Origin of the sequence: Salinivibrio sp. ML290 (assembly GCF_001995695.1) — a bacterium.
GTDB classification, from domain to species: domain Bacteria; phylum Pseudomonadota; class Gammaproteobacteria; order Enterobacterales; family Vibrionaceae; genus Salinivibrio; species Salinivibrio siamensis.
Map to the genome: position 1 here is coordinate 188,767 of NZ_MUEY01000007.1, position 26,472 is coordinate 215,238.

The window sequence follows — 26,472 nt, forward strand, 5'->3', positions numbered from 1 at the left end:
TAAACCAGTATCAACCATTGGCTTGATACGGTTTTAATTCAATCGCGGCATTGTCATAAAATAGATGTGATGGGCCGTGCTCTGAGTGAACCAAGTGCTTTTCTTCGCCGATAGTACAGTGAACACGACTAAGTAGCGACTTAGTCGCAATGATACTGGCCGTTTGGTATCCGCTCTCTATCGCTGCGTCTGTTTCTTCTACCATGGTTTCTATTTCACTTAGCGCGGTAGAAAGGTGCTCGCGTGTCGAGCTTATTCTTTCAACCATGGCCGCGTCACGCTTCTCTTCTGGGACCGCTTCAAGTTTTTTCTCTGCCGCCTGGATCTTATCCAATTGGGCACTTTTCTCTTCCCAGCTTTTGTTTAAATTGACGAGTTCCCGTTTAAGTATTGGCAGACGCGGAAAGCAATGTATATACGTATGCGCCCCTGCGCTCGCGCCGATAATCACCGCCTGGACTTTTTCGCCCACTTCATGCTTACCGCCCGCCAACGTGCCTTTGCGCTTGGTGGCATCACTAATAACGATTGACTGCCCTACATGCGTTTTGCAATGCATCGCATGCAAGGTAAGTTCTAGGTTTTGATTGGCACAGAGTGTGGCATATTGCGCGAACTTGGCGACAATATTGCCCTCCGCAACCAGGGTGCAGTTGATGTCAGAGTCTGCTGCGACTTGTCGACCAATGATCCCATTTTGGACAATAATGTCTGCGCCAGCGGTAATGGTCGCTGATTCCACTACCCCTCCCACGGTGACCGTTCCCGATGCTGTGACCTTCATACCCACTTCAACATCACCTTTAATCACCACACTGCCTTCAAAGTTGACATGCCCGGTGCCGACATCAACCGCATCTAAGCTCAATGCATCATCGACCGCCACGCCGTCTTTTTGTAACCGTGGGATCCCAGCCATGGTCGCCACTAGAATATTAGGGTCTTTGTTACTTAACTCGCTGCCTGGGTGCGCGGTCAATGTCATTGGCTTACCGGAAGATGTCGATAACACCGACCCAGTTACAGTAAAGCCCTCATAGCCCGATGTTTCAGGGATCAGTTTAGCTAAAGGCTGTCCTTGCTTAACCATCACCATTTCACCCAAATCACGCATGTCAACGGTTCCATCCTCACGCTGTTTGGGACGGCGAACACGCTCGGCAGGATCTTCAATGAGATAGACAAGGTGCGCATCTTCGCCCGCAACCGGCTGCCGACCGAATGCGACGGGAACATCAAGGTATTCACCAGGTTTGAGCTTTCCTGACGCGGAGAGAAGTTTTTGCAGGGTCGGCTTTTTTATCCCTCGAACGATATTGGCATCACGCAGCGTCGAGAGAATGTCATCGGCTTTCAGTCCACGCCCGCCACACGCGCCGTTAACGATCAAATAGGCCGTCATTTTATCGTCGGCGATACGCGCTTCGATGGTTGCATCACGGCGTTCTGCAATAATGAAGTCTTCCGATTCAGCATCATCCGGCGACGCGTTTAACTTGGTTAATGCTGACTCTATCGTATCATCAAAACAAAAAAAGCCCTCGACTTGGTTGCTCACCAACCAGTCCTTGATTTGTTTTTTCTCTATCGGTTGGCCATTGGTATGCTCGACTTTCCCTGCCGATAAGTATACACGCTGACCATCCTGAGAGACGCGGAGGATATCGTCTAGCATCTCGCTTCCTGCCTATCTAATCCCTGTGGCGGCCTTATTAGCCAGATAAACCACTTGGCAATGCGCTTGCTCCATCATCTCGAGGAGCTTGCACTCGACTGTTGTCACTGATTAGATTAGTCCAAATCTAATGCAAGTGTGCGCAATTGTCTCATTTATAATAAATTATACAGGTTTATCCCGCTTGGGAGCAGGATCACTGATAAAAACGTGACCAGGATAGGATTAATTCAGTCGCCCTCAGCACGGCTCCCATAATGAAGGGTAGTAGACCGATTTACAGTGTAAATAAACGTAATGAGCGACAGCGTTTACACTGTAAACCAAGCCACTGCCACGTGTTCAGTTTACAGTGTAAATGGGTCATGTCGTCATGTGTATTTGAATATAATTCCGTATCCGGGATTCCGCATCCCTCTTTCCTGCCAGCTGATATCGGGTGCAGACAACAGACCAAGGCAACCCTAACAAAATACGGCTAACCAGAATGGGTAACGTGGCATTTTCGTCGTCTTTCTGGACGCGACCTATATGATGATATAACCAAGCCTGTAAGCTTGAGAGGGCAGCATCGACCCCCACCCCTCCGGCAACAAATCCATCAATTTGTTGTCTTACTTCCTCCGATAGCGGTGCGGTTGGTAACCCAGCAATGATAGAGGCAGCGATGTCAGTTTCCATCCGTTGATGGCTCGTGAGCATCTGAATGGGAAGGTTTTGCCTAAATAAGCGTAACGCCTGATCACACCAGTTCAAAGGCTGGATAGGCTTAAGCATTTGCAGCGAATAGCACCCACTGGCTTGATCGCGTTTTAATCCCAATTTAACCGGCTTAAATCCTTGCTTAAACCAAAACGGCGTCAGCACGGCGGTTGCACCGAAGCTAACACCGACCCCGACCACTGAGGCTTCAGCCGCGTGTTTATTCACGGTCGCGAGCAACCGTTGACCGACGCCTTGCTGTCGATAAGGCTCAGACACGGCAATGCGTTGGACTCGCCAGAGCCTGTCGTGCAGAACCTCCGCGAGCCCCAAATGCGCGGCGACCGATTGGCTAAACAGATGCCCTTTTATCCGGCGTTGCCCTGCGACCACCGCGTGACAAGTTTGCCAATCTATTCCTCCTTCTTGGCTCACCACACACGCGGCAACCAACTTATTATTGAGCCAGCCAGCAAAGATTAAGCCGGCGTCATCGTCCAGAAGACGGGCTAAGTCGTTAGGCGATGTTTGATAATGGGCCGCGATCAGTAATGTGAATAACTGCCGTAAACACGCCTCATCTCGATACAACTGCTGACGGCTAAGCGGCTCAATCACCATATCGTTCACCCACCCTGTTTCGAGCATATCGGTCTGATCGCTGCCTACGTCGTCGCCATTCAGTAAAAAGAGGGCGTTCAACGTGCGCTCAACCGGATCATCGTCAGCCCATCTCATAGGCGCCGTGAGCTTCAATGTGCGCCACTGCGGCTGCTCGACGTCCAACATTTGCTTGAGTCGGAGCGTAAAAGCACGTCCTGTCCCTTCATAGCCATGCTCGGTCGTCGCAATCGCAACGCGACTGTATTGATTCAGCCATTGGCTGATTATCGGAAGTGGGATTGCCGCCGCTTCATCAACCAATAACAAGTCTGCTGCTGGCGCATCCTGTAGCAGCGCATCAGGGGCAATAAAGCGTATCTGGCTTCCTTGATAGTCGATATGTTGGCCAGCATCATCGATCTGAAGGGTGGCTTTCAGATGATGAAAAAGCGTTGATGCATGGGCAGGGGAAGGCGATGACACAATGATGCGTCTTGGTTTTTTCATCATCAAGTTAGCCGCGGCCATCCCTAATGCGGCTGATTTCCCCCGACCGCGGTCAGCGGTTAGCAGCAGGGGACGGCGCCGATGTCCAGTCACGACTTTTTCCACGGCAGCAATCGCATCATCCTGAGTCACTGAATGCGTTTGATGTTTCGCTGGACGTTGCTGGGGTAAACGATGCAGCCAATGACAATTAAATGCGACGCTATCATCTTCACTCAAACAGCGAAGAAGGCGTTGTACGGACGGAGGCATTTCGTTATCGAGGGCGGCAATTCGGAGTACAATGAGTGCACCCGCGCGGCAACAACCGGCTATGGCGCAAAAGGCTTCCGCATTAAATTGCGCATTCACCTCCACCACAATATGACCACATTCTTGTCCCAGCTTTTGATGTGCTTGGCGCCAACTCAAACCATATTCTGTGTTTCCCACAATCAGCGGGGGCTGAGTCTCATCAAAGCCGCCCAGTACAGTCGCCAAGTCCTGATCGACACAAACCAGTTGACGGTGGGAGTAGTGCGCTGCACGTAAGATCAGTGGCTCAAAAAAGTCTTCCAATGTGGGTAATGTCATCATGTTTCCATAAGGCTTTTACCAAGCGGATAGGAGATGATAACACGCAAAAAAAAACGACACGCTAGGCATGTCGTTTTTAACGCTGGGGCATGTGCAAAATATTAGTTTTCTAGCGCTTGTTTAATCAGTGCCAGAATTCGGTCTGCGTCCTCATCACTGACTTTCTTTAAACTAATATTCAGGTTATTTCCTTTGCGACGATAAGACGCACGTCCGTCCAACAAGGTTTTGGCTTGCTCTCGTTCACTCGATGTCGGCTCGACAAGTTCATCTTTAAACTGCTCAATCAACTGGGTGACTTCTCGCGTAATACGCGTCACTCCTTGCGCCTCTACCTGTTGCCATAAAGGCGTGTCACCAAGCTTGGCAACCAGCTTTTGTTGCAGGGACGCATCAAGGCTAAAATATAAGCGATGCAACTTCACAATGGTTGGCCGTCCCAGCTCAGACACACTGGGGTAGGCTTGCAGTAGTGGTAAGGGCAGGGCCGCGGCTTTTAAGGCACCGCTGACCAAGGCTTCGCTACACTGACACGCACTCGCCAATGCTTTTTGGTCACTCACTTCGCCACTGTCTAACATTGCCTGCATCTCTTTACCGCGTTCATAAAGCGATAACGGTTTGTGGGCATTGGCGACATCGGACAAGAATTTAGCATGGCGTGTACTGATGCCTTTCGCCACGTAGACTAAGAAATCTTGTTCTGCAATCAGACACGACATGCGGCGTCGGCTACCGTCGAGGACTTCAATACGACCATCGTCAAGCCAACGACCCACAGCAGGGTACTGCTGGCCATGTGCTTTTAACGTTACCAAAATATCGGATAACGCGAGTTCATTCAGAAATGACTGCTCTCGCGCATTCTTATCAAAAACGGTCGTTTTATCTCGGATCTCACTGGCAGGGACTTTTACCAGCTCAAATTCAACCGTGTGTTCACCGGCGACCGCAAGTTCAATGACTGCCGCTTTCTCACTCGCTGCACTCTGAGCTTCTTGCGTTGTCGTTGCTCGTCGCTTGTCTGCTTTGGCAAACAAACGCGCATTTAAATCAGAGGTCTTAATGGCCATTTTTTGTGATTACTCCTGATTGAGCTGAGACCAGTGGCTGTGCAGCACACGCTCTAGTTCTAAACCGACACGATGGACGGCATCTTGGGCTGTCGACAGGGTCTTCTTACCGCCTTCAAAATCTTGAGAGGTAAGATCAAAGACTGTGCTGTAAGTGTCGGCACAGGTCTCAAACGCGCGACTTCTTGGAATGGTCGCCATCATTACTTGTTCACCCAAAAGATAATTCATTTCCGTTAAGACCGAAATCTGTTTTTTGTTGTCATCTTCAAACATAGTCGGCATTAAACGAACAAACTCAAGGCCATGCCAGTCTTCAGGGAACATCTCATAGACTTGTGGCAGATGCTGGAAAAAGTTCACCGTCGACGCCCAATCGAGGCGTTTTGCCGCACAAGGGATCACTAACGAGTTCGAGGCGTACATCGCATTCCACACCAGCGGATCGATATGCGGGCCTGTATCTATCATGATAATGTCAAACTCATCACTGATTGGGTCGATGACTTTTTCTTGCAGCAACTCAACCACGTTCAGAGACTGGCTAGTCGCCAGTGCTTGCCATGCCTCAGCATTAAACATCGCGTCTTCTGGAAAGGCCGCCATGGTTTTTAAGTTTGGATACTGTGTCGGCAGTAAGACATTACGCATCATGAAGTCTTTGTCTGCAGGCTGGGGCGTATTATCCAGCATGACGTCAACGGCGGAGTAAATCCCCTCTTGCTCGGTCAAACTAATTTGTGGATTGAGGAACAGTCGCAATGAGCCTTGTGGATCCAAGTCGATTAAGCAAATGCGATAACGCTTTTCCAAGTTGAGGGCCATACATGCCGCTAAGTGCACCGCACTCATGGATTTACCCGTTCCGCCTTTCTGGTTCTGGATGTTTACCACCCAAGGCTTATGGGTTTTTCCTTTACGCTCATGGAAAGTCGGCACGTTCGCCGCATCCATGATTTGGTGCGCCTCATCGAGTGTAATCGAATAATGGTTAGCATTGTTTTTAGTGAACTGATGTCCCTCTTGCTCCATGCGAGAGATCGCTTCATCGAGCTTTCGCCGCGTTAATCCCGAACGCGTTTCCATTAATGCTTTTGACATCGGTGGAAAGAGTTGGTCGTGGCGTTCTTCCATTACAATCTCGACCCGATCAGACTGAACCTGTTTCGTCTGCGCGGCGATATTGCGGAGGTTTTCAATCGTCTTTTCCCTATCCATATTCTTTTTCGCCTTAACGAGAAATAATTGCCGATTGTACAGCACATTCCATTCAAAACAATAAAAAGGTGAACAAAAGCCAATCAAATAAAGATCCTGCTCACAATTGTTATCATGGATGATTGATGAAAACATCGACGAATAGTTGGTTATACTCACTTCGACAAACCATGCGATAAATTCCTCACATTTAAAATGTCACAGCGTCACTTATTTACAATGTAAACAGTTGATAGAGTCGGAAGCCTATCTTTGAATGGCTAATTTACGGTACCCGATCGTTGAACCGAATTTATCGCCTTTTACCCCTTAAGAGGGGAGAGCGGTTAACAATCTCACCCATTAGCCGTTCATGCGATGGCTTACCGCGGTTTTGATCATTTTTCCCGTAACGATGATCAAGGTGTTCGGCCTTAATGGATGCTAATACTTGATCATGCTTTCGAGAGTAAAGGCGCTGTTGGGGAAGCATGATCAAGCAGAATTATGGGTTAAATCATCGGCAAATCTGCGCGATGTGTCTCTGTATATTACGGAACAATGATCAAGACTGGCTGTAAAGACTACCAGCCTGTGCGGTTGTTCGGAACGATATAGTCGAACCGCCAAATTACGGATAACGTCAGGTGTAACAAGGGATCGAGAAGGATCCGGGCATTCCATCCATATCACGTGGACTAAACAACGGTTTACATCAAGATGATCGAACAGCACGATCTCATACATGATCATTGTTCCACTAACCGGACACATACATTCCTATGGCAGTTATACTGTCAATGTCATTTCGATTTGGAGGATGAGAGTGAAATAGCCGCTAGACTTATCGGCAACATGCACGCTTTTTCATCAAATCAGCTAAAAAAGCGCTGTCTTGATCATTGTTCCTAAGCCTCATTAGCCTGATTAACCACCGAATCCAATAACGTCATCACCCGCGACATCCTATAGCTGTGGATAAGATGTGTATCACGCTTGATCATTGTTTCAGTTATTATCTGATCATTAATGCGGTAAGCTGTTGATCATTGATGCAGGCCTCACTTGATCATCGTTGGTGCATGATGTTGATCATGCCTCCAAGACATTGATGATCATGCTTTCGAGATGGCTGAAATTATAATTCATAAAAATCATGGTGTTATAACAAACCAGCCACTCGGATCATAAGATCAGATCATCAAATTAGATCAGAATAATCATAAAGATCAGTTAAAAAGCGCAATAAAAAAGATCTTTCTTTTTGGGTCTTTTTTTATTAGTCTTTCCCTGGAAGAGTGATCGATTTACGGTTTCCGTCACCTCAATTTAAAAAAATGCGTGTTGAGTATCCCCGTGACAAAGGATTTAAGCTGACATGAGTGCCAGTAAACCCGAAAAAATCTTGATAAAAGCCCCTCGTTCCCACAAAGACGGGCATTTGTTCGCCGTACACGATCAGTTGATTGATTGGCTTGCACAGTATGAGCACTTTAAAGGGGTAACCAAAAGTATTCTAGAGCTACTGAACTTAATTTCAGTACGCGGTTTTGCCTCTCAAGACGGGTATGTATCCACCACAGAATTGGTTGACGCAACAGACGGGCAACTCACTCGCGCAGCCATCCAACAACGACTCCGTGCCGCTGTCCAGTTAGGACTGTTCATTCAGCAACCCGTGAGGTTTGAAGAAGGACTCGCAGGCAAAACCATGCTGCATCAGTTTGTTAATCCCAGCCGATTGATTTCATCACTCGGCAGTGCAGGCTTGATGACAGAAAAAAGTCGCGATGCCGTCAAGCAAAAACGGTCGAAAGCGTTAGCGCAAACGCAAGTTAATCGACAATTGCTCAGTGAGCATGGACTAGGCACCCCTCCGATGATGCCTGGTGAAAAAGATCAAATTTTGGTCTCGCCGACCAGTTGGGCTGGGATCATTGATCAAGCGCTTGCTCCACCGCGAACCAAAAAGGGTTATCAGAAGTCGATGGTGGCGATCAGCGGCACTAAGGCGATCATTGAAACGCGATCGGCTAAGTCGATCATGACGGTTGATGATCTGATGACACTGTTCGCCCTGTTCACCCTCACGGTGCAGTATCATGATCATCATTTACCCAATTACGAGTTACAGACCCAATCTATAGGCAACAAAACACCGATCTATATCACTGATATCCTGCAGTTACGGGGTAAAAAAGACAGTGGTCCTGCGCGTGATGCCATCCGCGAGAGCATTGATAGAATCGAGTTTACTGACTTTCAGCTTCATGAACTAACAGGTCGTTGGCTGAGTGAAAACATGCCAGAAGGGTTCAAAAGTGACCGATTCCGGTTCTTAGCCAGAACCATTACCGCTTCCGAGGAAGCGCCCAAAGAGGGTGAAGACGGTGAGGTCAGGATCAAGCCCAACCTTTATATCTTGGTATGGGAGCCCTCGTTCTTTGAAGAATTGATGACGCGTGATTACTTCTTTTTATTCCCACCAGAAATATTGCGTCAGCATACCTTGGTGTTTCAACTCTATTCGCTCTTCAGAAGCCGTATGTCGCGTCGACTCGAAGATACCATGCTACTTAGCGAGCTAAACCAAAAAATGGCCCGTAATATCGAATGGCGCCGTTTTTCCAGTGATTTAACCCGGGAGCTCAGAAAGCTGGCTGAAGGTAAGGTGACAGAGTCTGTGTTTGCGGTGAACTTGTGGGGATATCACTTAACATTAACGCGCGAAGATGAAGAGAAAAAATATCCTGACTATCGCATGGATATAAAGTGCAACGTCGACGAAGTGATCCGCTACTCTCGTGCCAAAATGTATAACGAGGGTAAACGCTCGTTGGCCCCCACTATGCCCAATCCGCTGAGAAATGAGATCCTTCCTAGCCAAGACCTTGATCAGCTTTCCGGGATCATTGATGGCGAGTTTGAACCGATTCAGCGCAAAGAGAAGAGCAGTGGCCGGTTAGGGCGTCGTGTGAAACAACGTAAGCACTTGGTTGAGATTAATGCGGATGAGCTGACCATTGTGCTCTCAAAGTATACGTCTGAGGAGGCGTTGCAACGAAGCATTACCGCGCTGTCGGCGATGACAGGCCATCCTTCCTCCGTGATTACCGAAGAATGTCAGGGTTATCTCGAAAAACTGGATTGGTTGCGGGTCGGTGATCAGGTCGTCTCCTATGAAACGCTCAGCCGTACGATTGAGTTTTACAATCAACAACAGCTCGATAGACATCTTTCTATTGAAAAGTTGATATCTGGGTTAGCCGTGCGAAGAAAAGTCTGTCAGCGCGTGTTTGAGGGCCATCTCGATGGGCAAGTGCTCAAGGCCTTGGATGACATAGCGATGGGAGGGTAGTGACCGATTTTGCAGGTTGTTGACGTGGTAATGACACAACCTTTGATGAGCGGCGTAAACTACTCACTGATAGATACCTTTGTCCTATTGGGTGCCTTGATGGCACCATTTGGCTAATCACTTGCCGAGCGGGCTTTGCCCGCTTTTTTCTTCCTTGCCAACGATGATGCGTTTCCCTCTTTGTCGTGGGGTCACGTCAGCTATTGGTTTTATTCTGCGTTTTACAGTGTAAACTGCCTACTTTCTTCCACGCTATATTGGGCTTTGCGAGGCCATGATGCCATTTCTCTTGCCATTGGCGGCGGTGCTCATTTGGTCGGTCAACACGATTGTAAACAAGATGTCTGTCACTGTGATTGCACCGGGTGCGATGGCATTCTATCGGTGGTTTTTTGCCATTTTGGTATTAACGCCGTTTTGTTTACCGACATTATGGCGCCAACGACGTTCGGTGCGTTGCTATGCACCACGTCTTGCCATTCTAGCGCTGTTAGGCATGGTCACTAACCAATCCGTTGCCTATTTTGCTGCGCAAACCACGACGGCGACCAATATGGCGCTGATTATGTCGTTGGTGCCCATGTTGAGCTTGTTGATCAGTGTGCCTGTGCTGTCACAGCCGTTGACGATGCGTGCGATCCTCGGGGCCGTGTTATCCTTCGCTGGCTTGGTGTATATGCTAACGCTGGGCAAACCGCTTTCTCTTTTTCACGCAGGCGCGTCGGTGGGAGACGGGCTAATGCTGGTATGTGCGTCCTCGTATGCGCTGTATTGCGTTTTACTTAAACGTTGGTCGATGGCGCTGTCCAATTGGGTGTCTGTGTATGTACAAGCTGTATTTGCGGTGGTGATGTTGTTGCCCGTTCTGTGGATGGCGCCCAGTCCCGCCATCCCCGCTGACGCCTATCCGCTAGTGGGGTTTGCCGCCTTAGGCGCTTCCGTGCTTGCGCCTGCGATTTGGCTAAACGCTATCGCGCTCAATGGGGCGAGTCGAACGGCGATGTACATGAACCTTTTACCCGTGATGACTGCGGCTATTGCAGTGGCGGTACTGGGAGAAATACTGACTCAGTATCACATCCTCGGTGGAGGACTTGTGATGCTGGGCGTTGCCATATCACAGCAATCAAGGCAGCCGTCCTGTCAGTAACCGTCTACACTCAATTAAGTGGGTTCTTTGACGGAGGTCGCCAATGTGGTGGTTAATTGAGTTAGACTGGGTACCCTTGTGGGTCATACCGACAAGCGGTCGCGCTGAGCGGACAGCGTCGTCGCCCATCATTTGGTAAAGAGAGAGCAATAATCTTACATGGATGTGGATGTATCTGAATGTTGCGTCGTCACCATTCGGCCTGCGCAGCGCAACGAAGCGCGCTACTTTTGGCGTAATATATATTATTCCCGTGCTTGGAAGCAGTATGATGCGCCGTATACACCGATAGATCCGGTGTCGTTTTGGTCGTTTCGTTTTGGTCTTTTTCGTCGTTTCATCGTGGGTGACACGGCGCAGGTGATTTGTGTGGACAATAAGCCTGTGGGTTATGTCACCCTGTATTGGGAAGACAAGCGCACGCGTTGGTTGGAAGTGGGGATCACTATTTTCGATCCTGTCCACTGGGGCAAAGGTATCGGCCGACGTGCTCTGACGCAGTGGATTGACCAATTATTTATTCGCCATCAAGTCAACCGAATCGGCTTGACCACTTGGTCGGGAAACACGGGGATGATGCGCTGTGCTAAAGCACTAGGGATGCGCGAAGAGGGGCGCTTACGCGCCGTCCGTTATTATCAAGGTGAGTACTATGACTCACTTCGTTATGGGGTATTGCGCGATGAGTGGTTGCAGCAAGCTGCGCCAGTGCGTCAAAACGGTCCCTCGTCCGCCAACACCCTGGCCGCTGTCGCCTCAACCATGCACCAAGACCATTCGCTGGTTTGATTGCGGCAGTAACCAATCTTCAAGTGCTGTCCGTTCAATCGGCCGAGAGAGCACATACCCTTGCAAGTAGTCACATTGGTGTTGGCGAAGCCAGCATAGCTGCTGTTTCGTCTCGACGCCTTCTGCTACTACGGTTAAACCGACGGCATGTGCCATGGCAATCATTCCTCGACACAGGGGCGCCGCTTTACCGTTAGGCTGATCGATATCCATAATAAAACTGCGATCCATCTTAATCACGCTAAACGGATATTGGCGCAGCAGCGAGAGGGATGAATACCCGGTGCCAAAGTCATCGAGGTACAGTTTTATTCCCAGTGCGTGAAGCTGACGCAAGTTCCTCCCCACCGTTTCTGAGTGCTCAAGTAAGGCCGTCTCCGTCATTTCTAACCCCAGACACTGAGGCGCAAACTGGTGTCTGGCGACCAGCGAGGCAACGTCATCGGCGAAGGTGGCTGACTGACACTGCTTGGCAGACACATTCACGGTGATAGAAGGACATTGATTGGCAGGGAATCGGGTATGCCAGCTATCCAGTACTTCGGCAACTTGCTCGAGCACCCAGTCGCCCAGCTCAATGATATAGCCTGTTTCTTCTGCGATTGGGATGAACTCTGCAGGAGAGATCCACCCTAACGTCGGATGTTGCCACCGGAGCAGTGCTTCTGCGTGGCTGAGTGTTTCTTGTTCGCCATCGAAAATAGGTTGAAACACGAGATGAAACTGCTGATTAGCCAACCCTTTCTTTAAATCTTGTTCAACAATAAAGCGCTGCTGAACTTTGGCAAGCATGGCTGGCTGGAAAATCGCGAGGCGTTCACGGGTCTGCTTGGCGTGATACATGGCAATATCGGCTTGCTGAATAATATCCGTCACCGACGCATTGGCCTTGTTAACTGATGCAATACCAACGCTGGCGGACAAGTTAATCATATGGTCGTCCACCTTGTACGGTGTGCTGAGTGCCTGCAGCAGGTGCTTGGCTTTGGTTTGTGCTAATGCCAGTGAACTGTCGGCTTTAAGCAAAATGATGAACTCGTCGCCCCCAAAGCGAAATACACGCTCGCCACTGACCGATTGTGTTAAACGTTTGGCAACCTGCTTAAGGAGCTTATCGCCCGTTACATGACCGAGAGAGTCGTTAACCACTTTAAACCGATCCAGATCGATAAACAGCAAGGTAAAGTGCTCGCTGTACTGGGCGCTTACTTGCTCAAGTGCGCCCTCCAAGGCATGGTCGAGCGCCGCTCGGTTTGCCAGCCCAGTTAGACTGTCGTGCTGGGCTTGATGGGTGAGTTGGCGGGTCTGCTTATTGACTAGGTGTTGTGCTAATGAAAGTCGATTGGCGTATGACCAAAAACTGGCAAGAACCGATAAGCCGAGTGACAGTACCAATAGTCCAACCAGCACCCCGTAGAGTAGCCCCGTGTGCAAGCCGCGCAGATGGGTGAATCTAACCACTAACCCTTCTTCGCTGCCGGCAATCGGAACAGTGATATCGGGCGAATGAGTATTTCGCCATCTATTCAACGCCAATAAAGAGTGGGTGGCAAACATTTGCTGATGGCCAAAGGCTTCACGGGCGATTAGCCCCATATCGGGCGCGGGAGTGTCACCTTGCCAAAGCGTGGGTAGAAAGGTATCAAAATAAAGTGTGGTGGCGAGAAAGCCTGCTAACTGCCCATGTCGTCCTGTGATTGCGGCAAACCATCGCACACCATGGCCTTGCTCGTCGTGAATTAATCGCGCGACGGGCTGACGTTTAAAATAGGCGCGCTCCATGGTCACTGTGTTCTCGCACTGCGCATCCGCGCGCCAGCCTAAATACCCTTCTTCGGCCGCTTTCGGGGATAGGTAAAGCGCGGGAAAGGTATCGCCCCGCATCACCCACTGGCAGGCTTGATTGTTGAGTGGAGGAAAAGGGCGATAATGGCTTTGTTGGGCGGCGAACTGTTTTAACTCAGCGCGATTGACTCGGGGTAACCACATAACACTATCAAGCCCTGAGCGCTTTTGGGTATGGTTGTCGATAAAGGCATGGAATTTATCGCGCGTTGGGCCACCTTCTTGTTGCAGATAAAGCTGCGCCGACAGCTGTAGCTCATAGAGCTGAGAAAACGCTTTACTAAGAGCATGGCGCTGCTTTTCCACATCGGTCGCAAACCGGCTTTGCTGACGCTGGTTTTCCAAGGTATAGACTGACCAGCCTGCGATTAGCGCAATCATTATAACCGTTAGGTAACGCCATAGAGGTTGTGAGGAAAAATACCGCATAAAGAATACATCGAATCTCACTATCGAGAGAGACAGGGTAGGGCGACTCGATGACAATCTGTGCTAAATACGGTTTCATTTTTATGACAGGGCGTGACTTCGCCTGCCCTCGTGTGTCAGAAAAATGACGGGTTTTTTATACAGGGTCAAGGTCGGTATCGGTCACCAATAACGTATTTAAATGTGATGTATATCACATAAGGGTTAGGGGCTTGATTCAACACCGAAGTTTGGACGCAATCGGTCAATTATGCATTTTTGTCGCGATGATTCGATACATTCTGCCTGAGGTTTGGGTAGGATGAGTGAGCGTTCTCTGCTAACTTTCAATGAGTCGATGGAGAGACAACCCGATCCACCGTTCCCTTTCCTTCCTGGCGATAACACATTGATTGTGGAGGCGTTCCATGAAAAAACTGGAGAATATCTCTGCGATATGCTTTGACTTAGACGGCACACTCGCAGACCCCTTTGATGATCTCTATGACGCAGTCCTCGGCATGCTCAGAGGATTCAACTTGCCAGAGGAAGAGCCTAACTCTATTCGTGATTGGGTGGGGGATGGTGCCGATTTATTGATCCATCGGGTGCTGACTCGGCACATTGATGGGCGTGTTTCCACCACTGTGCTTAATCAAGCGCGGGCTTTGTTTTTGTCCTCCTATCTGGGCAATAAACCGCCAAAAACTCGACTCTATCCAGGCGTACTTGCGTGTTTAGAAGGGCTCTCGCAGCGCCAGTTTCCGATGATATGTACCACGGATATGCAAACCGCGCACGCCAACAGTTTGCTAAAGGCCCTCGGGGTGGCTCACTTTTTTACCCGCATTTTAGGCACGGACGCGATTGCGGCGGGAAGACCTGATCCAGATAGTATTTATGAGGCGGCTGCCATCCTCGCGGTTCCGCCCACGGAGTTGCTAGTCGTCGGTGATGCCGTAAACGATGTTCACGCTGCCAGGGCAGCAGGCTCGCCCGTCGTGTGTGTCGATTATGGCTATAATTACGGTACGGCGATCCAAAAGATGGGGCCAGACACTACCCTTGATACATTGGCATCTTTGCCCAATATTATTTCTAAGCCGAGCCGGCTCAATGTGGCAGGCCATGCATTGGCCTCTCCCCCGGTATTGGCAGGGCCGCTTTGTAGTCGTCGACAACGACTGGGAGGTGGGGCACAATTTCGCTAACACAGCCAGGAGGGAAGCGTGAAAAACGAACTCAATCCTACGCACCTACTTCGCGCTTTTGAGATAGTGACAGAGTATGGTGAAGAAATTGAAGATGGACACCGCCTAGATGGCATCGACGCTTTCTCAGATTATGACGGCTATACCATTTATTTAGCGGGTAATGGGGTACAGTTACGCGTGGGGTTCCACAATACCTATGACCTTGACTATGAGCATGAAAACCTGAAAGAGCAGTTCCTGAAGAAGGTGGACGCTTTGGTCAAAAATTACAAAAAGTAACCACGATAAAACCTCTCTAGGTACGTGGTATAACGCCCCAATGGATGGGGCGTTTTTTGTTTGAGGCGGGAAAATGAACGAGCAATCAACCATGGACGGTAGGTGTGCACGCGGCTCACAGGCTCATTATAAAGCACTGGTGGACAGTGCTGCGGCAGCCATTTTAGTGATTGATGAGAGGGGGATTATCCTTGACGCCAACCCTTTCACCCACACCCTGCTTGGCTACGCGCAAAACCAGTTAGTTGGTCAGGATGTTGAGTGTTTAATGCCCCCTGAGCATCAGGGCAAACACGGCCAGTACTTAAAAAAGTATCTGTCCACCGGTGAACCCAATGTGATTGGTACTGGTCGGCGTGTTATGGCAAGACACCGTGAGGGACATTTAGTGCCTGTCCACTTGGCAGTGAGCGAAGTGTGGGTCGATGCGCGACGTGAGTTTATCGGCATTATGTCTGACTTAAGCGCATTAACCCATGCCCAAGCCACTGTTCAGCACGAGCGAAATAGGCTGAAAACCATCATCGATGCGATCGGCAATCCTGTGTTTGTCAGAGAATTAGGTGGTCAATATGCGTTAGCAAACCGAGCCTGTTTGCAAGCGGTGAATGTTGACCATGTTACCCAATTGGCTGAGGCGTTTGGTAAAGCGCTTCCCGATGGCATGCGTGACACCCTCAACGCCCTCGATCACCAATTGACTGTCGACGGTGAGCCCGTCCACATTGATGTGACACTGCGCGATGGTCGCACCTTTAAGCTGGCGAAAACCCTGATTCATCACCTTGCCGGCGAGCCTTACGCCATTGTCACTGTGGCTTATGACGCCACCCCACTTTTACAGGCCATGCAAGAGGCTGAGCGCGCCAATCAAGCAAAAAGTGATTTCTTATCGGCGATGAGCCACGAGTTACGCACGCCGTTGAACAGTGTTTTGGGTTATGCGCAGTTATTGCTTAAATCGCCCGATCTAACCCTTTCAGACAGTCAGCACCAGTATGTTGAACAAATCCACCAAAGTGGCCGTCATTTGCTTGCCTTGATCAATGATGTCTTGGATCTGGCAAAAATTGAGGCCGGCAAAACCACCATTAACCCGACCTGGTACCCAGCTACGGCACTGGTCAATGATGCCATTCACACGTTAGCGCCGCTTGCCGAACGACAAAAGGTGAGCCTACAAAGCCATTTGCCTCAAGGGCTGGACGGAGAGCTTTATGTGGACCCGATCCGGTTTAAGCAAGTATTGATTAATTTGCTTAGCAACGCGGTCAAATATAACCACCCTCAAGGAAGCGTATGGGTTGACGCACGCGAGGCCGGCGGAAACCTCACACTTTGCGTCAATGACACTGGGATTGGCATTGCATCTGATCAGCTAGCCGGCTTGTTTGAGCCCTTTAATCGTCTGATGGCAGAAGATTCACTGATTGAAGGCGCGGGGGTTGGCTTGGCCGTGACCCATCAACTGGTGGCAAAGATGCAAGGCCGTATTGAGGTAACAAGTCAAGTGGGTGAGGGGAGTTGTTTCTCCGTCACTTTCCCTTATCGGTCAGCGTTGTCATCCGCCGGCTCAGAGGGCAAGATGTTGCGGCAGGCAAGTTTATCCTTAAAGCAACCTCACCGTGTGTTGTATATCGACCGAGACAGCCATCAGCAGCGACTGATGGCTGATTGCTTTGAGGATTGGCCCTTGCTGACATTGCATTGTGCGCATGATGTCTCACTGGCAGACGCAATGGCACACACATTGGCGCCGTCGCTTTTGATCATCAATGGCGATGATGCTGCAACGCTCCAGGATCATGGGTTGCAATTCATTGAGGGGAGATCCGTGATTGTGCTTGAAACGGAACAACACAAGCCTCACCACCCGCATACTCCCTCATCGTTTAAGCGGCTCCAGCACCCCGTGTCGTCATCCGATCTTGCTGCGGCTATCCAATCGTTACTGGAGGACAGGGAATGATAAAGTCATCATTACAAGCGACTATTTTGATCATTGACGATCGGCGGGAAAACATTGACTTGCTCTCTGCAATGCTCAAGCAAGCAGGATACCAGCACTTGATTGGCTTAACGGATCCGAGCTTGGTCACCGATCACCTTTCCCCAGTTCCGGATCTTATCTTACTCGATATGCGTATGCCGCAGCGCTCAGGACTTATGGTGTTGGACGATCTTAACCATGCCCTCGGTGAGCATTGCCCGCCGGTTATGGTGTTGACTGCAGATAACGATCTGAATTTGCGTAACCAAGCCTTGTGCCGCGGAGCGATTGATTATATCAGCAAGCCGTTTGATTATGACGAAGTGCTTCAGCGTATTCATAATCTGCTGCAGTTACAGCTCAAAACGTTAAAACAGCGAGACCAGGCCGCGCGCTTGCAAATGTTGGTGAATAAACAAACCGCCGCGTTGCGTGCCCTCTCTCTCACCCATTCTTTAACAGGGCTCCCCAATCGTCGAGCCTTGTTAGATGCAGCGGAACGACAATTAATGCGAGGCTCCGTCACTGTGCTAATGATTGCGCTTGATGGGATGGAGGCAGTGACCCAGCACCAAGGGCACTTAATGACAGAGGCCCTGTATAAACACATTGCGGAGCTGCTGGCGAACAGTACGGTAGCGCGCTCGCATCGAGTGGGAGTATGGGATAGCTCGAGACTAGTGATGCTGATTGAAGGCGAGGGTGAAGAGGCGGCGCAAAAAGCGGCGAGGATTCACCGATTGATCAATGGGCACCACACGTTAGAAGGGCGGTTAATGTTCTTACATTGCCATATTGGGATCAGCCGCGCCCATTCTGAAAACGAGGATGTCGCCCAGCTTTTTCGCCAAGCGATTTTAGCCATTCCAACCAATGAGCAGCCTGTGGCTGAGTATCAACCTGAACTCGATAATAAAGCCCAGCGTGAGCATTTGATCCGTACTGAGCTTGGCGCTGCCTTGCAAAGTAACCATCTATCCTTAGTGTATCAACCTAAGTGGCGACTTGATGGGGGGCTGCTGGTGGGGGCCGAAGCATTACTGCGCTGGCAACACCCAACGCTCGGGGCGATAAGCCCCGCCGAATTTATTCCCATCGCTGAGCGCAGTGCCGATATGATGCAACTTGGCGATAAAGTGTTAATGATGGCACTGGAGGCGGTGGCGCAATGGCGGGCTCGCGCCCTAGTTGACGAGTGCTTTCATTTGTCGGTAAATGTGTCTGCCCAGCAGCTCCGTCATGGTTTTGCCGAGAGTGTGCTGGCTCGCTGCCATGCGACAAATATCCCGCCGGCCATTATTCAATTGGAAGTCACGGAATCGGCACTGATCCAGCAAATCTCGGTGGCATTGCGAGAGCTACAACAATTGCGGGAGGCTGGTATGCATATCGCGTTGGATGACTTTGGCACCGGATATAGCTCATTGAGTTACCTTAAACAGTTACCCGTTGATTGGGTTAAACTCGACCGCAGTTTTATTCAAGACCTAGCCACTAACGCCAGTGACAAACACTTGGTGGGTAGCGTGATTGATTTGGCGCATGGGTTTGGTCATGGCGTGGTCGCCGAAGGGGTGGAAAAAGTCAGCCAGCAGCAGGTGCTGCAGACGATTGGCTGCGACCAAGTACAGGGCTTTTTATATGCAAAGCCGCTTGCTATAACCGACTTTGAGGACATTTTATCGCAAGGTAGACACGCGATGAACGCCGAGATCTCGCCTACCGCGCATTAAATGACGCCTCGGTGCGCTAGATTTGGCCCGCACCGAGGTCACTTTGAATCATTCAGTGGCTTCATGGACGGTTTCTTTAGTGTCCTCCCACACTTTTGATGAGTCTTCTTTTACTCCTTCCCAGGTGTTTGAGCAGCCGGCAACAAATAAGGTGGTGATCACAAGCAATAACGATAGCTTCATAGGGACTCCTGTTCGCACATTTTTGTTACGCGTATTTTACGCATTACTTATCCTACTCGAACCTCGAAAAAGGCTCCAGCGGCGAATAATACGCTTGCGCTTTGCCTGTGGGGTTAATATCCTGAACGACAGTTAGTCGGGGAGCAAGTGATTGCTGAGACTGCGAAAGCAGGACCCGTAGAACCTGATCCAGTTAGCACTGGCGGAGGGAACTGACACGTTCAGCACACGAAGTGGCGCATTTCGGCTTACTTCGTCTCCTTCCGCCCCTGATGATTAAGGGGCCAATATGAACCTATCTCCACCTGTTATTCTTACCATCGCCGGCTCAGACAGCGGTGGCGGTGCCGGCATTCAAGCCGATATTAAAGCGATTTCAGCCACCGGCGGTTATGCGTGCTCGGTGATCACCGCGTTAACCGCGCAAAACACCTGTGGCGTTGAGGCCGTCTCGGCAGTTGATCCTGGTTTTGTCCGCGCCCAGCTAGATGCGGTGTTGTACGATATGCCAGTGCGTGCGATTAAAATCGGCATGCTCGCCAACCAAGCGATTATTCGCGAAGTAGCTGCCGTGTTAGCGCGATCGCCACACTTACCGGTGATTTTAGATCCCGTGATGGTGGCCACCAGCGGCGATCCTTTGTTGGATGAACACGCCATGACAGCGTTGATTGAAGCGCTGATCCCACGCGCAACCGTGCTCACCCCCAACTTGCCGGAGGCGGCGCGATTAACCGGTCAGCCTGTCCCCACCTCCATTGAGCAAATGCATGCGTTAGTCCCCGCCTTGCGTCGCCTCGGCTGCCCGTACGTGATGCTCAAAGGCGGCCATTTACATCACGTTCCTGAAAGTGTGGATGTGTGGATTAGTCGAGATACTTGCCAAACCCTGAGCGCCCGTCGGGTTGAGACCGCGAATACGCACGGCACAGGCTGTTCACTGTCTGCCGCTATCGCCTCGTTTTACGCCCAAGGGATGACGCCTATCGAGGCCGGGCGCGCGGCGAAGCATTATCTCACCGACGCCTTGGCGCATAGTCAGCAGTTAAAGGTGGGAAGAGGCGCGGGGCCTGTGCATCATTTTTACGCCTACCCAGTCGAAGCGCGTCATCACGATGCGCAAGAAGCCTCAGTCGAATAGGCCGTTTTTCACGAATAGGGCACGTAAAGCGAGTCCGCCGCTGCTAAGGTGAAGCGGCGGACTGCTCGGGAAAGGCTAACAGCCAGTGTCGCGTGTGATAAATGGTGTCCGAATCACGCCGCCGACCAATGCGGTAAACGCTCGGCAGCAATGTAGAACACGCGATCGCCGGGGGCGACGTCTGTTTTAAGGTTGGGGTTAAGGGTAATACCTTCACCTTTGTCGAGACCAATTAACGTTGCATCGTATTCATGCTTTAATTGATTGAACAAGGTGCCGACGTCCGTGGCGCTCGCATCGGTGGGGTAACGCGCGCAATACTGTGTCATCCCTTGTGCGGTGCTTAATAGCTCGTGATGTAACTGGCTGGAACCCGGGTCGACAGCGGCTTTTGCCAGCATTTCCWCCGACACAGACGGTACACACTCGGCGTGCGGATAGTGCTGTTTTAATATTTGGCTGAGTGCATCATCTTGAAAGTAAGCGAGCAGATGCGCGGACGGGTTTTTGTGCGCGCAGAACAGAGCCGCAGACAGAGTAATATCGTCTTCTGGGTTATCGATAATAATGCTCGAAGCACTATCAATCCCCGCACGGGCAATCCCCTCGGCATCGGTAAAGCTGGTTACACGCACAAATTCCACCTCACCGGGGAGCGGGTTTTCCATTTCGGGACGCACGCAAAGCACAATCGGGCGATCGCCATGCACACCGCTTTGTAGTAGGCGAATGAGCTGGATAGTGCGTTGACCATTCCACCCCAACACCAGAATATGATTTTTCACTGTAAGACTCCGTTTTCCTTGTAATCCACGTCGCCAATAATCGACCAACGCACTGGTTACATGCCCAATCACAACGGCAAATAACCCCAGCCCGCCGGGAATAATCCAAAAGGCGGTAATCCACTGTCCTGCTTCTGTCGCTGGCGAATAATCGCCATAGCCGACGGTGGACGCTGTGACCATTAAGTAATAGATATAGCGACCGAGTGACTGGGTCATCTCGGTTTCACCCGCCCAATGCAACAGCAGCCAGCCAATCACGCCGTAACCGAGAACCACCAATCCCAAAATACGCCCGTTTAAATGGGCAAAGTGACTGATAATCCAACGTTTAAAAAGCAACCAAAAGGTCATAGTGTTTCGCTCATTTGCTGCAGAAACGCCAGTATGGCGGGAATTATTATCGGTTTACAGTGTAAATCAAACGATTGGCGCAAAATGGATCACATTTCGCTTGGCTCATCATACATCGCCAATATTAAGCGTTAAAATATTATAAAAAGCTTAATTACTTAATTGGGAGTCAGCGTGTTTATATCTCGTCGTCAACTTGAACAAGAGCAGCAAAAACAAGTCGCTCTGCAGCAAAAAATTGAGCAGATCAACCATACCATCGACGCGCTGAATGCAGAGAAAGAGGCATTGCAGGCAGAGTTAGCCACCGTAGAGAAAAAACGCCAAACGGGAAAAGCCATCGACGCCAACTTATGCCACTTCGGTGACTCAATCAATGCGACGCAATCGTCTCTGGCCACCTTGGCCGACACCATCAACGGTGAAAAAGAACGGGTAACGGACGTGAGCCATCAGGCGGCGTCATGTGCCGAACAAGTCAATGATCTTGCGCGTCATGTGCAGTCGTTATCCGCGCAATGTCAGCAATCGTCAGAAGCAATTCGTGCGCTCGACCAGCATGCCCAAGAGGTGAGCGGTATTGTGAAGTTGATTCGCGATGTCGCCGATCAAACCAATCTTTTAGCGTTAAACGCAGCGATTGAAGCGGCACGTGCCGGTGAGCAGGGTCGAGGGTTTGCGGTGGTCGCCGATGAAGTGCGTAGCTTATCAGAACGTACAGCCAGCGCCACGCAAGATATCACCCAGCTGGTCGAGAAGATTCGCGCTGGGAGTGGGCATGCTTGCACACTCACCGATCAGCTTGCCAGTGACGCGATTGAATATAGCGAGCAAGGCCAACAGGTGGCCGATGCGATGGCCACGCAGAGTGAGCAAGCACAGCATAGCCGTACCACTATTAAAGCCTCTGCGCTGCGTGCTTTTTGTGAACTGGCGAAACTTGACCATATTAGCTTTAAATTTGCGATATACCGCGTCGTGCTGGGTGAAGACAGCATGACCTCGGACGATATCACCGATCACACCCAATGCCGCCTCGGCCAATGGTATGAACAGGGTGAAGGCCAGCAGTATTTCACACAGTTGCAAACGTTTAAAGCCATTGCCGCGCCTCACGAGCAAGTGCATACCCACGCGAAAGCAGCGGTGGCAGCGTTTCATGCTCAGCAACCCGAGCAAATGGTCACTGCATTAAAAGAGATGGAAAGCGCCAGCATGACGGTGATTGATAAGCTTGAACATCTCGCGATTGAAGGCAGTGAAGAGGTAGCGTAACAACGGGGTGTTAAATCGATAAGCACATGGTAACCTCAAACTCAACCAAGGATAAATGGCCGAAGGAGGCTGAAGTTACCATGACATCGATAGCGTTACTCGATGGCGGCCTAGGACAGGAAATATATCAACGAGGGCCGGATGTGAGCTCGAAGCTTTGGTCCGTCGCGGTGATGTTAAAACATGCCAATATTGTTAAAGACGTGCACAAAGACTTTATTCGTGCCGGTGCGAAAACGCATACCCTGAATACCTACCCAGCGACCCCCACGCGTCTCGCCAAAGCCGGCCTGAGCGATAAAATAGACATTATTTACCAGAAAGCCTTCGAAGCGCTGCAGCAAGCGGTGGATGAGACAAGCGCCGATGTTGATATTGCCGGCTGTTTACCGCCGCTGGTGGGCAGCTATCTCGGCCAGCCGCAACGCAGCTTTGACGATATGAAAGCAGAGTTCTGCCACATTGCGCGTCTGCAGCCTCACGTGGATGTGTTTTTAATTGAAACCATGACCAACACCCTTGAAGCGCGTGCAGCGTGCGCCGCCGCCCGTGAGCAAGGTAAACCGTTTGGGGTTGCGTTTCGGTTAGAGCCTAATGGCGCACTCCGCTCTGGCGAGTCGCTAGAGCAAGCCATGCACGCGGTCACTGAATATGCCCCGACAGCAGTGATGCTCAATTGCTGCGACCCAGAGGTGCTTACCACGGCAATGCCAAAGATGGCGACCCAGGCCGACATTGTGGGTGGCTATGCCAACGCGTTTAAATCGGTAGAAGACATGGCCAAAGGCAGCAAAGCTGATGCCCTGCAAGCGCGGGAAGATCTCTCCCCCTTAGTCCACACCGAACGCGTGCAACAATGGATTGCCGACGGTGCCCTGGTGGTCGGTGGCTGCTGCGAAATCACCCCCGCGCATATCCAACACCTCGCACAAACCCTTGAGCAATCTCACGAGATCATCAAGTTTTCGCAGTTAGCGGATTAATAGCTCGTTCCCACGCGCCGGCGTTACCTACCTCGTTCCCACGCTCCCGCGTGGGAATGCATACTGTAACTGATTTGCTGATCGTTCCCCGCGCGCCGACGTGGGGAGCGAGCAAGCATGAGATCACAGTGGAACTCTGACAACTCACTCAATCAAGCTTATCCATCAGTCTGCGGGCACGAAAACGGCTCCGCGCATTTAGCGTCAAGTATCCTGATACTGGAAGAAGGCGTGAGTAAAATTGAGAACTCTTAACGGCCAAGCAGATAGAAAATTACGGCGATAAGGTTTATGATTACGACAAAGTGATTATTTTTATAAACCAACTCATTGCTTAAGAGGATGCCATGTTTGCAGAACGCCTAGAACGAGCTCGTAAGGCGGCCGGGCTATCAATGAGTGCATTAGCCAATGAAGTTGGCCTGTCCGCTAACGCCATTAAAAAGTACGAGCATGGCACGACAATGCCTTCATCTTCGAACCTGCTGAAGTTGGCAAAAGCACTTGATGTTCGTACAGAGTACTTCTTTCGCCCAACGAAGGTGAAGTTAGAAGGTGTTGAGTACCGCAAGCGTGCAAGTACGCCAAAAAAAACGCTGGACCGAATCAATGGTGACGTTCTAGACCAAGCTGAACGCTGGCAAGAGCTATTAGCGTGTTATCCAGATTCGGTAAAACCCATTCCTGAGTTTGCTTTACCAGAAGCGCTTCCAAAGCAAGTCACTTGTTTAGAGCAAGCCGAAACGTTAGCGATTCAAATGCGTCATGCCTGGGAGCTTGGCCTAAACCCTATTCAAGATATGATTGATACCCTCGAAGCCAAAGGGGTGATGATCATTACCACTGGTGTTGAAACGGATAAAAAGTTTGATGGCTTAGCGGGGAAAATTGGCAACACCCCCGTCGTTGTGATTTCTACTGCCCAGAGTGGAGACCGTCAGCGTTTCACCTTAGCACATGAGCTAGGGCACTTAGTGGTGCAGGGACGTTTAGCTGAAGGGATTGATGAAGAGAAGGTGTGCAATGCTTTTGCGGGTGCATTCCTTTTACCTACTCAGACACTCATCGAGCACCTGGGTGAAAAACGCCGTCATATTGAGCCGCGCGAATTGCTCATGCTAAAGCACGAATATGGTATCAGTATGCTGGCAGCACTGTTTCGAGCGGGTCAATGCGGCATCATAACCCCCGCGACCCAAAAGAACTTGTTTATGCTGTTCAGTAAAAATGGCTGGCGAACGCTAGAGCCAGGTAACGCCTATCCACAAGAAACCACTTATCTACATAAGCAGTTGGTTTATCGCGCTTTGGGTGAAGAATATATTGGAGAATCTAAAGCCGCTGAACTTCTGGGAATGTCACTATCCAGCTTTCATAAAGAGCGTAAGTTGGAGATGACCGTTAACAAGCTGGTCGCTCAGGAGGGGTAATTGCAAGCCAACGGCAGACGTTTACCATGGCAAATGGCCGAGCAAGCCTTAGCGGAACTAAAGCAAGAACAGTAAAAGTGTGTTCACTCGTTCTCACGCTCCCGAATGGTAATGCATACTCAATATCATGTTGGAAGCTAGGCTAGAATCATTGATCAATACCTGTTCAACAGTCACATTCTTGCCTAAAGAAACACTACAATGTCTTTTGTCTCGCATTTTTTATGATAAAATTTTACCTAATAAAATTAATCAGGTAAGAGCCTACTCCGTGTTCAATCGGGATAATGATAACCCAATACAGCTCGCTCAATTGTCACAAGCAGCCAGAGATAGGATCGCACATATCGATTTTACCCTTATGTTTAAAGGGGAGGCTGTGCGTGCCGATTTAGTCGATCGCTTTAATATTGCGGCGGCACAAGCTACCAAAGACTTCAACCTATACCGAGAGCTAGCGCCTAATAACATCACGTACGACCCAAAGCAGCGGCTACACAAACGTGGAACGCATTTTACCCCTTTGTTTGACTACGATGCGGTACGAACGCTGGCAACCATCAGCCAGGGCTACGGAGATGGCTTCACTGGCAAGGTAAAACCGCCGTTGGCTTGTGAAGCGCCTTATCACCTCAATAAGCCGAGTCTATCGATAGTGGCGAAGGTCACCGAGGCCATCCACAAAGGCAAAGCCTTGCGTATTACCTATGTGTCGTTATCGAGCGGTGAAACAACGCGTGACATTGTGCCGCATACGTTGGTGGACAATGGCCTGCGTTGGCACGTTCGTGGTTTTGACCGCAAGCACTGTGAATTCAGAGACTTTGTACTGACCCGAATTAAAGCAGCGGTTGTGCTTGAGGATTCTACTTTGTCGCCTTCTGTTGTTAAAGAAAGTGAGCTCGAAACCCAGGACAGGCAATGGAACCGATTTGTTGAGCTGGAGTTAGTACCGCACCCACGCATAGAGCACAGCGAAGCGATTGAATTGGATTATGGTATGACGGGTGGCGTTCTAAAGGTTGAGATTAGGGCTGCAACTGCGGGGTATTTGCTCAGACAATGGAACGTGGATTGTTCCTTGGATGAGTCGCTATCTGGGGCTGAATACCAGCTTTTTTTAAGAAATAAACAAGCGTTGTATGGTGTTGCGAACCTAAAACTGGCACCGAGTTTTGACGAAAAAGAACTTGGTAACTAATGCACAAAAATGAACTTGGCG

19 protein-coding genes and 1 riboswitch are annotated in these 26,472 nt (G+C 50.2%); of the genes, 12 read left to right on the forward strand and 7 right to left on the reverse strand.

Annotated elements, in window-relative coordinates:
• Nucleotides 1–10: 10 nt before the first annotated feature.
• The 4 genes from BZG23_RS08425 to BZG23_RS08440 form a co-directional block, all read right to left on the reverse strand.
• Complete coding sequence (locus tag BZG23_RS08425) at nucleotides 11–1,675, reverse strand: DUF342 domain-containing protein (RefSeq protein ID WP_077579445.1); 1,665 nt, start codon at nucleotides 1,673–1,675, stop codon at nucleotides 11–13.
• A gap of 363 nt (nucleotides 1,676–2,038) precedes the next feature.
• Nucleotides 2,039–4,063 (reverse strand): GNAT family N-acetyltransferase, encoded by a 2,025-nt coding sequence (locus BZG23_RS08430; RefSeq protein WP_077606652.1) that lies wholly within the window; start codon nucleotides 4,061–4,063, stop codon nucleotides 2,039–2,041.
• Nucleotides 4,064–4,164: 101 nt separating this feature from the next.
• Nucleotides 4,165–5,136 carry a ParB/RepB/Spo0J family partition protein gene (locus tag BZG23_RS08435; RefSeq protein ID WP_046075595.1) on the reverse strand — a complete coding sequence of 324 codons (972 nt, stop codon included), beginning with the start codon at nucleotides 5,134–5,136 and terminating at the stop codon, nucleotides 4,165–4,167.
• 9 nt (nucleotides 5,137–5,145) lie between these two features.
• A complete protein-coding gene (locus BZG23_RS08440; RefSeq protein ID WP_046076018.1) occupies nucleotides 5,146–6,354 on the reverse strand; it encodes a ParA family protein in 1,209 nt (402 codons plus the stop codon).
• Nucleotides 6,355–7,711: 1,357 nt separating this feature from the next.
• Here BZG23_RS08440 and BZG23_RS08445 point away from each other — a divergent pair.
• The 3 genes from BZG23_RS08445 (at nucleotide 7,712) to BZG23_RS08455 (ending at nucleotide 11,630) form a co-directional block, all read left to right on the forward strand.
• Nucleotides 7,712–9,691, forward strand: coding sequence for a replication initiator protein RctB domain-containing protein (locus BZG23_RS08445; protein ID WP_046075596.1), 1,980 nt, complete (start codon nucleotides 7,712–7,714; stop codon nucleotides 9,689–9,691).
• Between the two features lie 274 nt (nucleotides 9,692–9,965).
• A complete protein-coding gene (locus BZG23_RS08450; RefSeq protein ID WP_338013044.1) occupies nucleotides 9,966–10,841 on the forward strand; it encodes a DMT family transporter in 876 nt (291 codons plus the stop codon).
• A gap of 159 nt (nucleotides 10,842–11,000) precedes the next feature.
• The gene (locus BZG23_RS08455) at nucleotides 11,001–11,630 is read left to right on the forward strand and encodes a GNAT family N-acetyltransferase (RefSeq protein WP_077579449.1); all 630 of its coding nucleotides are present in this window, start codon (nucleotides 11,001–11,003) and stop codon (nucleotides 11,628–11,630) included.
• Here BZG23_RS08455 and BZG23_RS08460 read toward each other — a convergent pair.
• The gene (locus BZG23_RS08460) at nucleotides 11,598–13,856 is read right to left on the reverse strand and encodes a bifunctional diguanylate cyclase/phosphodiesterase (RefSeq protein WP_198532128.1); all 2,259 of its coding nucleotides are present in this window, start codon (nucleotides 13,854–13,856) and stop codon (nucleotides 11,598–11,600) included. The genes BZG23_RS08455 and BZG23_RS08460 overlap by 33 nt on opposite strands.
• A gap of 455 nt (nucleotides 13,857–14,311) precedes the next feature.
• Between BZG23_RS08460 and BZG23_RS08465 the strand changes: the two genes are divergently transcribed.
• The 4 genes from BZG23_RS08465 to BZG23_RS08480 all read left to right on the forward strand — a co-directional run bounded on the left by BZG23_RS08465 (nucleotide 14,312) and on the right by BZG23_RS08480 (nucleotide 19,099).
• Nucleotides 14,312–15,094 carry an HAD-IA family hydrolase gene (locus BZG23_RS08465; protein ID WP_077606655.1) on the forward strand — a complete coding sequence of 261 codons (783 nt, stop codon included), beginning with the start codon at nucleotides 14,312–14,314 and terminating at the stop codon, nucleotides 15,092–15,094.
• A gap of 18 nt (nucleotides 15,095–15,112) precedes the next feature.
• Nucleotides 15,113–15,376: a DUF3081 domain-containing protein gene (locus tag BZG23_RS08470; protein ID WP_074214461.1), complete on the forward strand. Its 264-nt coding sequence runs from the start codon at nucleotides 15,113–15,115 to the stop codon at nucleotides 15,374–15,376.
• 73 nt (nucleotides 15,377–15,449) lie between these two features.
• A complete protein-coding gene (locus BZG23_RS08475) occupies nucleotides 15,450–17,345 on the forward strand; it encodes a sensor histidine kinase (protein ID WP_077606656.1) in 1,896 nt (631 codons plus the stop codon).
• Complete coding sequence (locus BZG23_RS08480) at nucleotides 17,342–19,099, forward strand: putative bifunctional diguanylate cyclase/phosphodiesterase (protein WP_077606657.1); 1,758 nt, start codon at nucleotides 17,342–17,344, stop codon at nucleotides 19,097–19,099. Before BZG23_RS08475 ends, BZG23_RS08480 begins: the two co-directional genes overlap by 4 nt.
• A gap of 48 nt (nucleotides 19,100–19,147) precedes the next feature.
• Here BZG23_RS08480 and BZG23_RS08485 read toward each other — a convergent pair whose 3' ends face one another.
• A complete protein-coding gene (locus BZG23_RS08485; RefSeq protein WP_077606658.1) occupies nucleotides 19,148–19,282 on the reverse strand; it encodes an entericidin EcnAB in 135 nt (44 codons plus the stop codon).
• A 127-nt stretch (nucleotides 19,283–19,409) separates the two neighbouring features.
• Nucleotides 19,410–19,510, forward strand: a riboswitch (TPP riboswitch).
• A 61-nt stretch (nucleotides 19,511–19,571) separates the two neighbouring features.
• Between BZG23_RS08485 and thiD the strand changes: the two genes are divergently transcribed.
• A complete protein-coding gene (thiD, locus tag BZG23_RS08490; RefSeq protein ID WP_077606659.1) occupies nucleotides 19,572–20,423 on the forward strand; it encodes a bifunctional hydroxymethylpyrimidine kinase/phosphomethylpyrimidine kinase in 852 nt (283 codons plus the stop codon).
• Nucleotides 20,424–20,536: 113 nt separating this feature from the next.
• Here thiD and BZG23_RS08495 read toward each other — a convergent pair whose 3' ends face one another.
• The gene (locus BZG23_RS08495; RefSeq protein ID WP_077606660.1) at nucleotides 20,537–21,562 is read right to left on the reverse strand and encodes a potassium channel family protein; all 1,026 of its coding nucleotides are present in this window, start codon (nucleotides 21,560–21,562) and stop codon (nucleotides 20,537–20,539) included.
• Between the two features lie 174 nt (nucleotides 21,563–21,736).
• Between BZG23_RS08495 and BZG23_RS16860 the strand changes: the two genes are divergently transcribed.
• From BZG23_RS16860 to BZG23_RS08515, 4 genes are all read left to right on the forward strand, one after another.
• Complete coding sequence (locus BZG23_RS16860; RefSeq protein WP_274532373.1) at nucleotides 21,737–22,837, forward strand: methyl-accepting chemotaxis protein; 1,101 nt, start codon at nucleotides 21,737–21,739, stop codon at nucleotides 22,835–22,837.
• Nucleotides 22,838–22,917: 80 nt separating this feature from the next.
• The gene (locus tag BZG23_RS08505) at nucleotides 22,918–23,820 is read left to right on the forward strand and encodes a homocysteine S-methyltransferase family protein (RefSeq protein ID WP_077606662.1); all 903 of its coding nucleotides are present in this window, start codon (nucleotides 22,918–22,920) and stop codon (nucleotides 23,818–23,820) included.
• A 347-nt stretch (nucleotides 23,821–24,167) separates the two neighbouring features.
• Entirely contained in the window at nucleotides 24,168–25,250 is a 1,083-nt protein-coding gene (locus BZG23_RS08510; protein WP_077606663.1) for a helix-turn-helix domain-containing protein, read from the forward strand.
• 247 nt (nucleotides 25,251–25,497) lie between these two features.
• Entirely contained in the window at nucleotides 25,498–26,451 is a 954-nt protein-coding gene (locus BZG23_RS08515; protein WP_443216284.1) for a WYL domain-containing protein, read from the forward strand.
• Nucleotides 26,452–26,472: the final 21 nt, after the last annotated feature.

Coding starts and splice junctions, on each gene's coding strand:
- BZG23_RS08425 (WP_077579445.1), bottom strand. CDS start 1,675: ATGCTAGACGATATCCTCCGCGTCTCTCAGGATGGTCAGCGTGTATAC.
- BZG23_RS08475 (WP_077606656.1), top strand. CDS start 15,450: ATGAACGAGCAATCAACCATGGACGGTAGGTGTGCACGCGGCTCACAG.
- BZG23_RS08440 (WP_046076018.1), bottom strand. CDS start 6,354: ATGGATAGGGAAAAGACGATTGAAAACCTCCGCAATATCGCCGCGCAG.
- BZG23_RS08510 (WP_077606663.1), top strand. CDS start 24,168: ATGTTTGCAGAACGCCTAGAACGAGCTCGTAAGGCGGCCGGGCTATCA.
- BZG23_RS08435 (WP_046075595.1), bottom strand. CDS start 5,136: ATGGCCATTAAGACCTCTGATTTAAATGCGCGTTTGTTTGCCAAAGCA.
- BZG23_RS08460 (WP_198532128.1), bottom strand. CDS start 13,856: ATGATTGCGCTAATCGCAGGCTGGTCAGTCTATACCTTGGAAAACCAG.
- BZG23_RS08455 (WP_077579449.1), top strand. CDS start 11,001: ATGGATGTGGATGTATCTGAATGTTGCGTCGTCACCATTCGGCCTGCG.
- BZG23_RS08445 (WP_046075596.1), top strand. CDS start 7,712: ATGAGTGCCAGTAAACCCGAAAAAATCTTGATAAAAGCCCCTCGTTCC.
- BZG23_RS08505 (WP_077606662.1), top strand. CDS start 22,918: ATGACATCGATAGCGTTACTCGATGGCGGCCTAGGACAGGAAATATAT.
- BZG23_RS08430 (WP_077606652.1), bottom strand. CDS start 4,063: ATGATGACATTACCCACATTGGAAGACTTTTTTGAGCCACTGATCTTA.
- BZG23_RS08480 (WP_077606657.1), top strand. CDS start 17,342: ATGATAAAGTCATCATTACAAGCGACTATTTTGATCATTGACGATCGG.
- BZG23_RS08485 (WP_077606658.1), bottom strand. CDS start 19,282: ATGAAGCTATCGTTATTGCTTGTGATCACCACCTTATTTGTTGCCGGC.
- BZG23_RS08450 (WP_338013044.1), top strand. CDS start 9,966: ATGATGCCATTTCTCTTGCCATTGGCGGCGGTGCTCATTTGGTCGGTC.
- BZG23_RS08465 (WP_077606655.1), top strand. CDS start 14,312: ATGAAAAAACTGGAGAATATCTCTGCGATATGCTTTGACTTAGACGGC.
- thiD (WP_077606659.1), top strand. CDS start 19,572: ATGAACCTATCTCCACCTGTTATTCTTACCATCGCCGGCTCAGACAGC.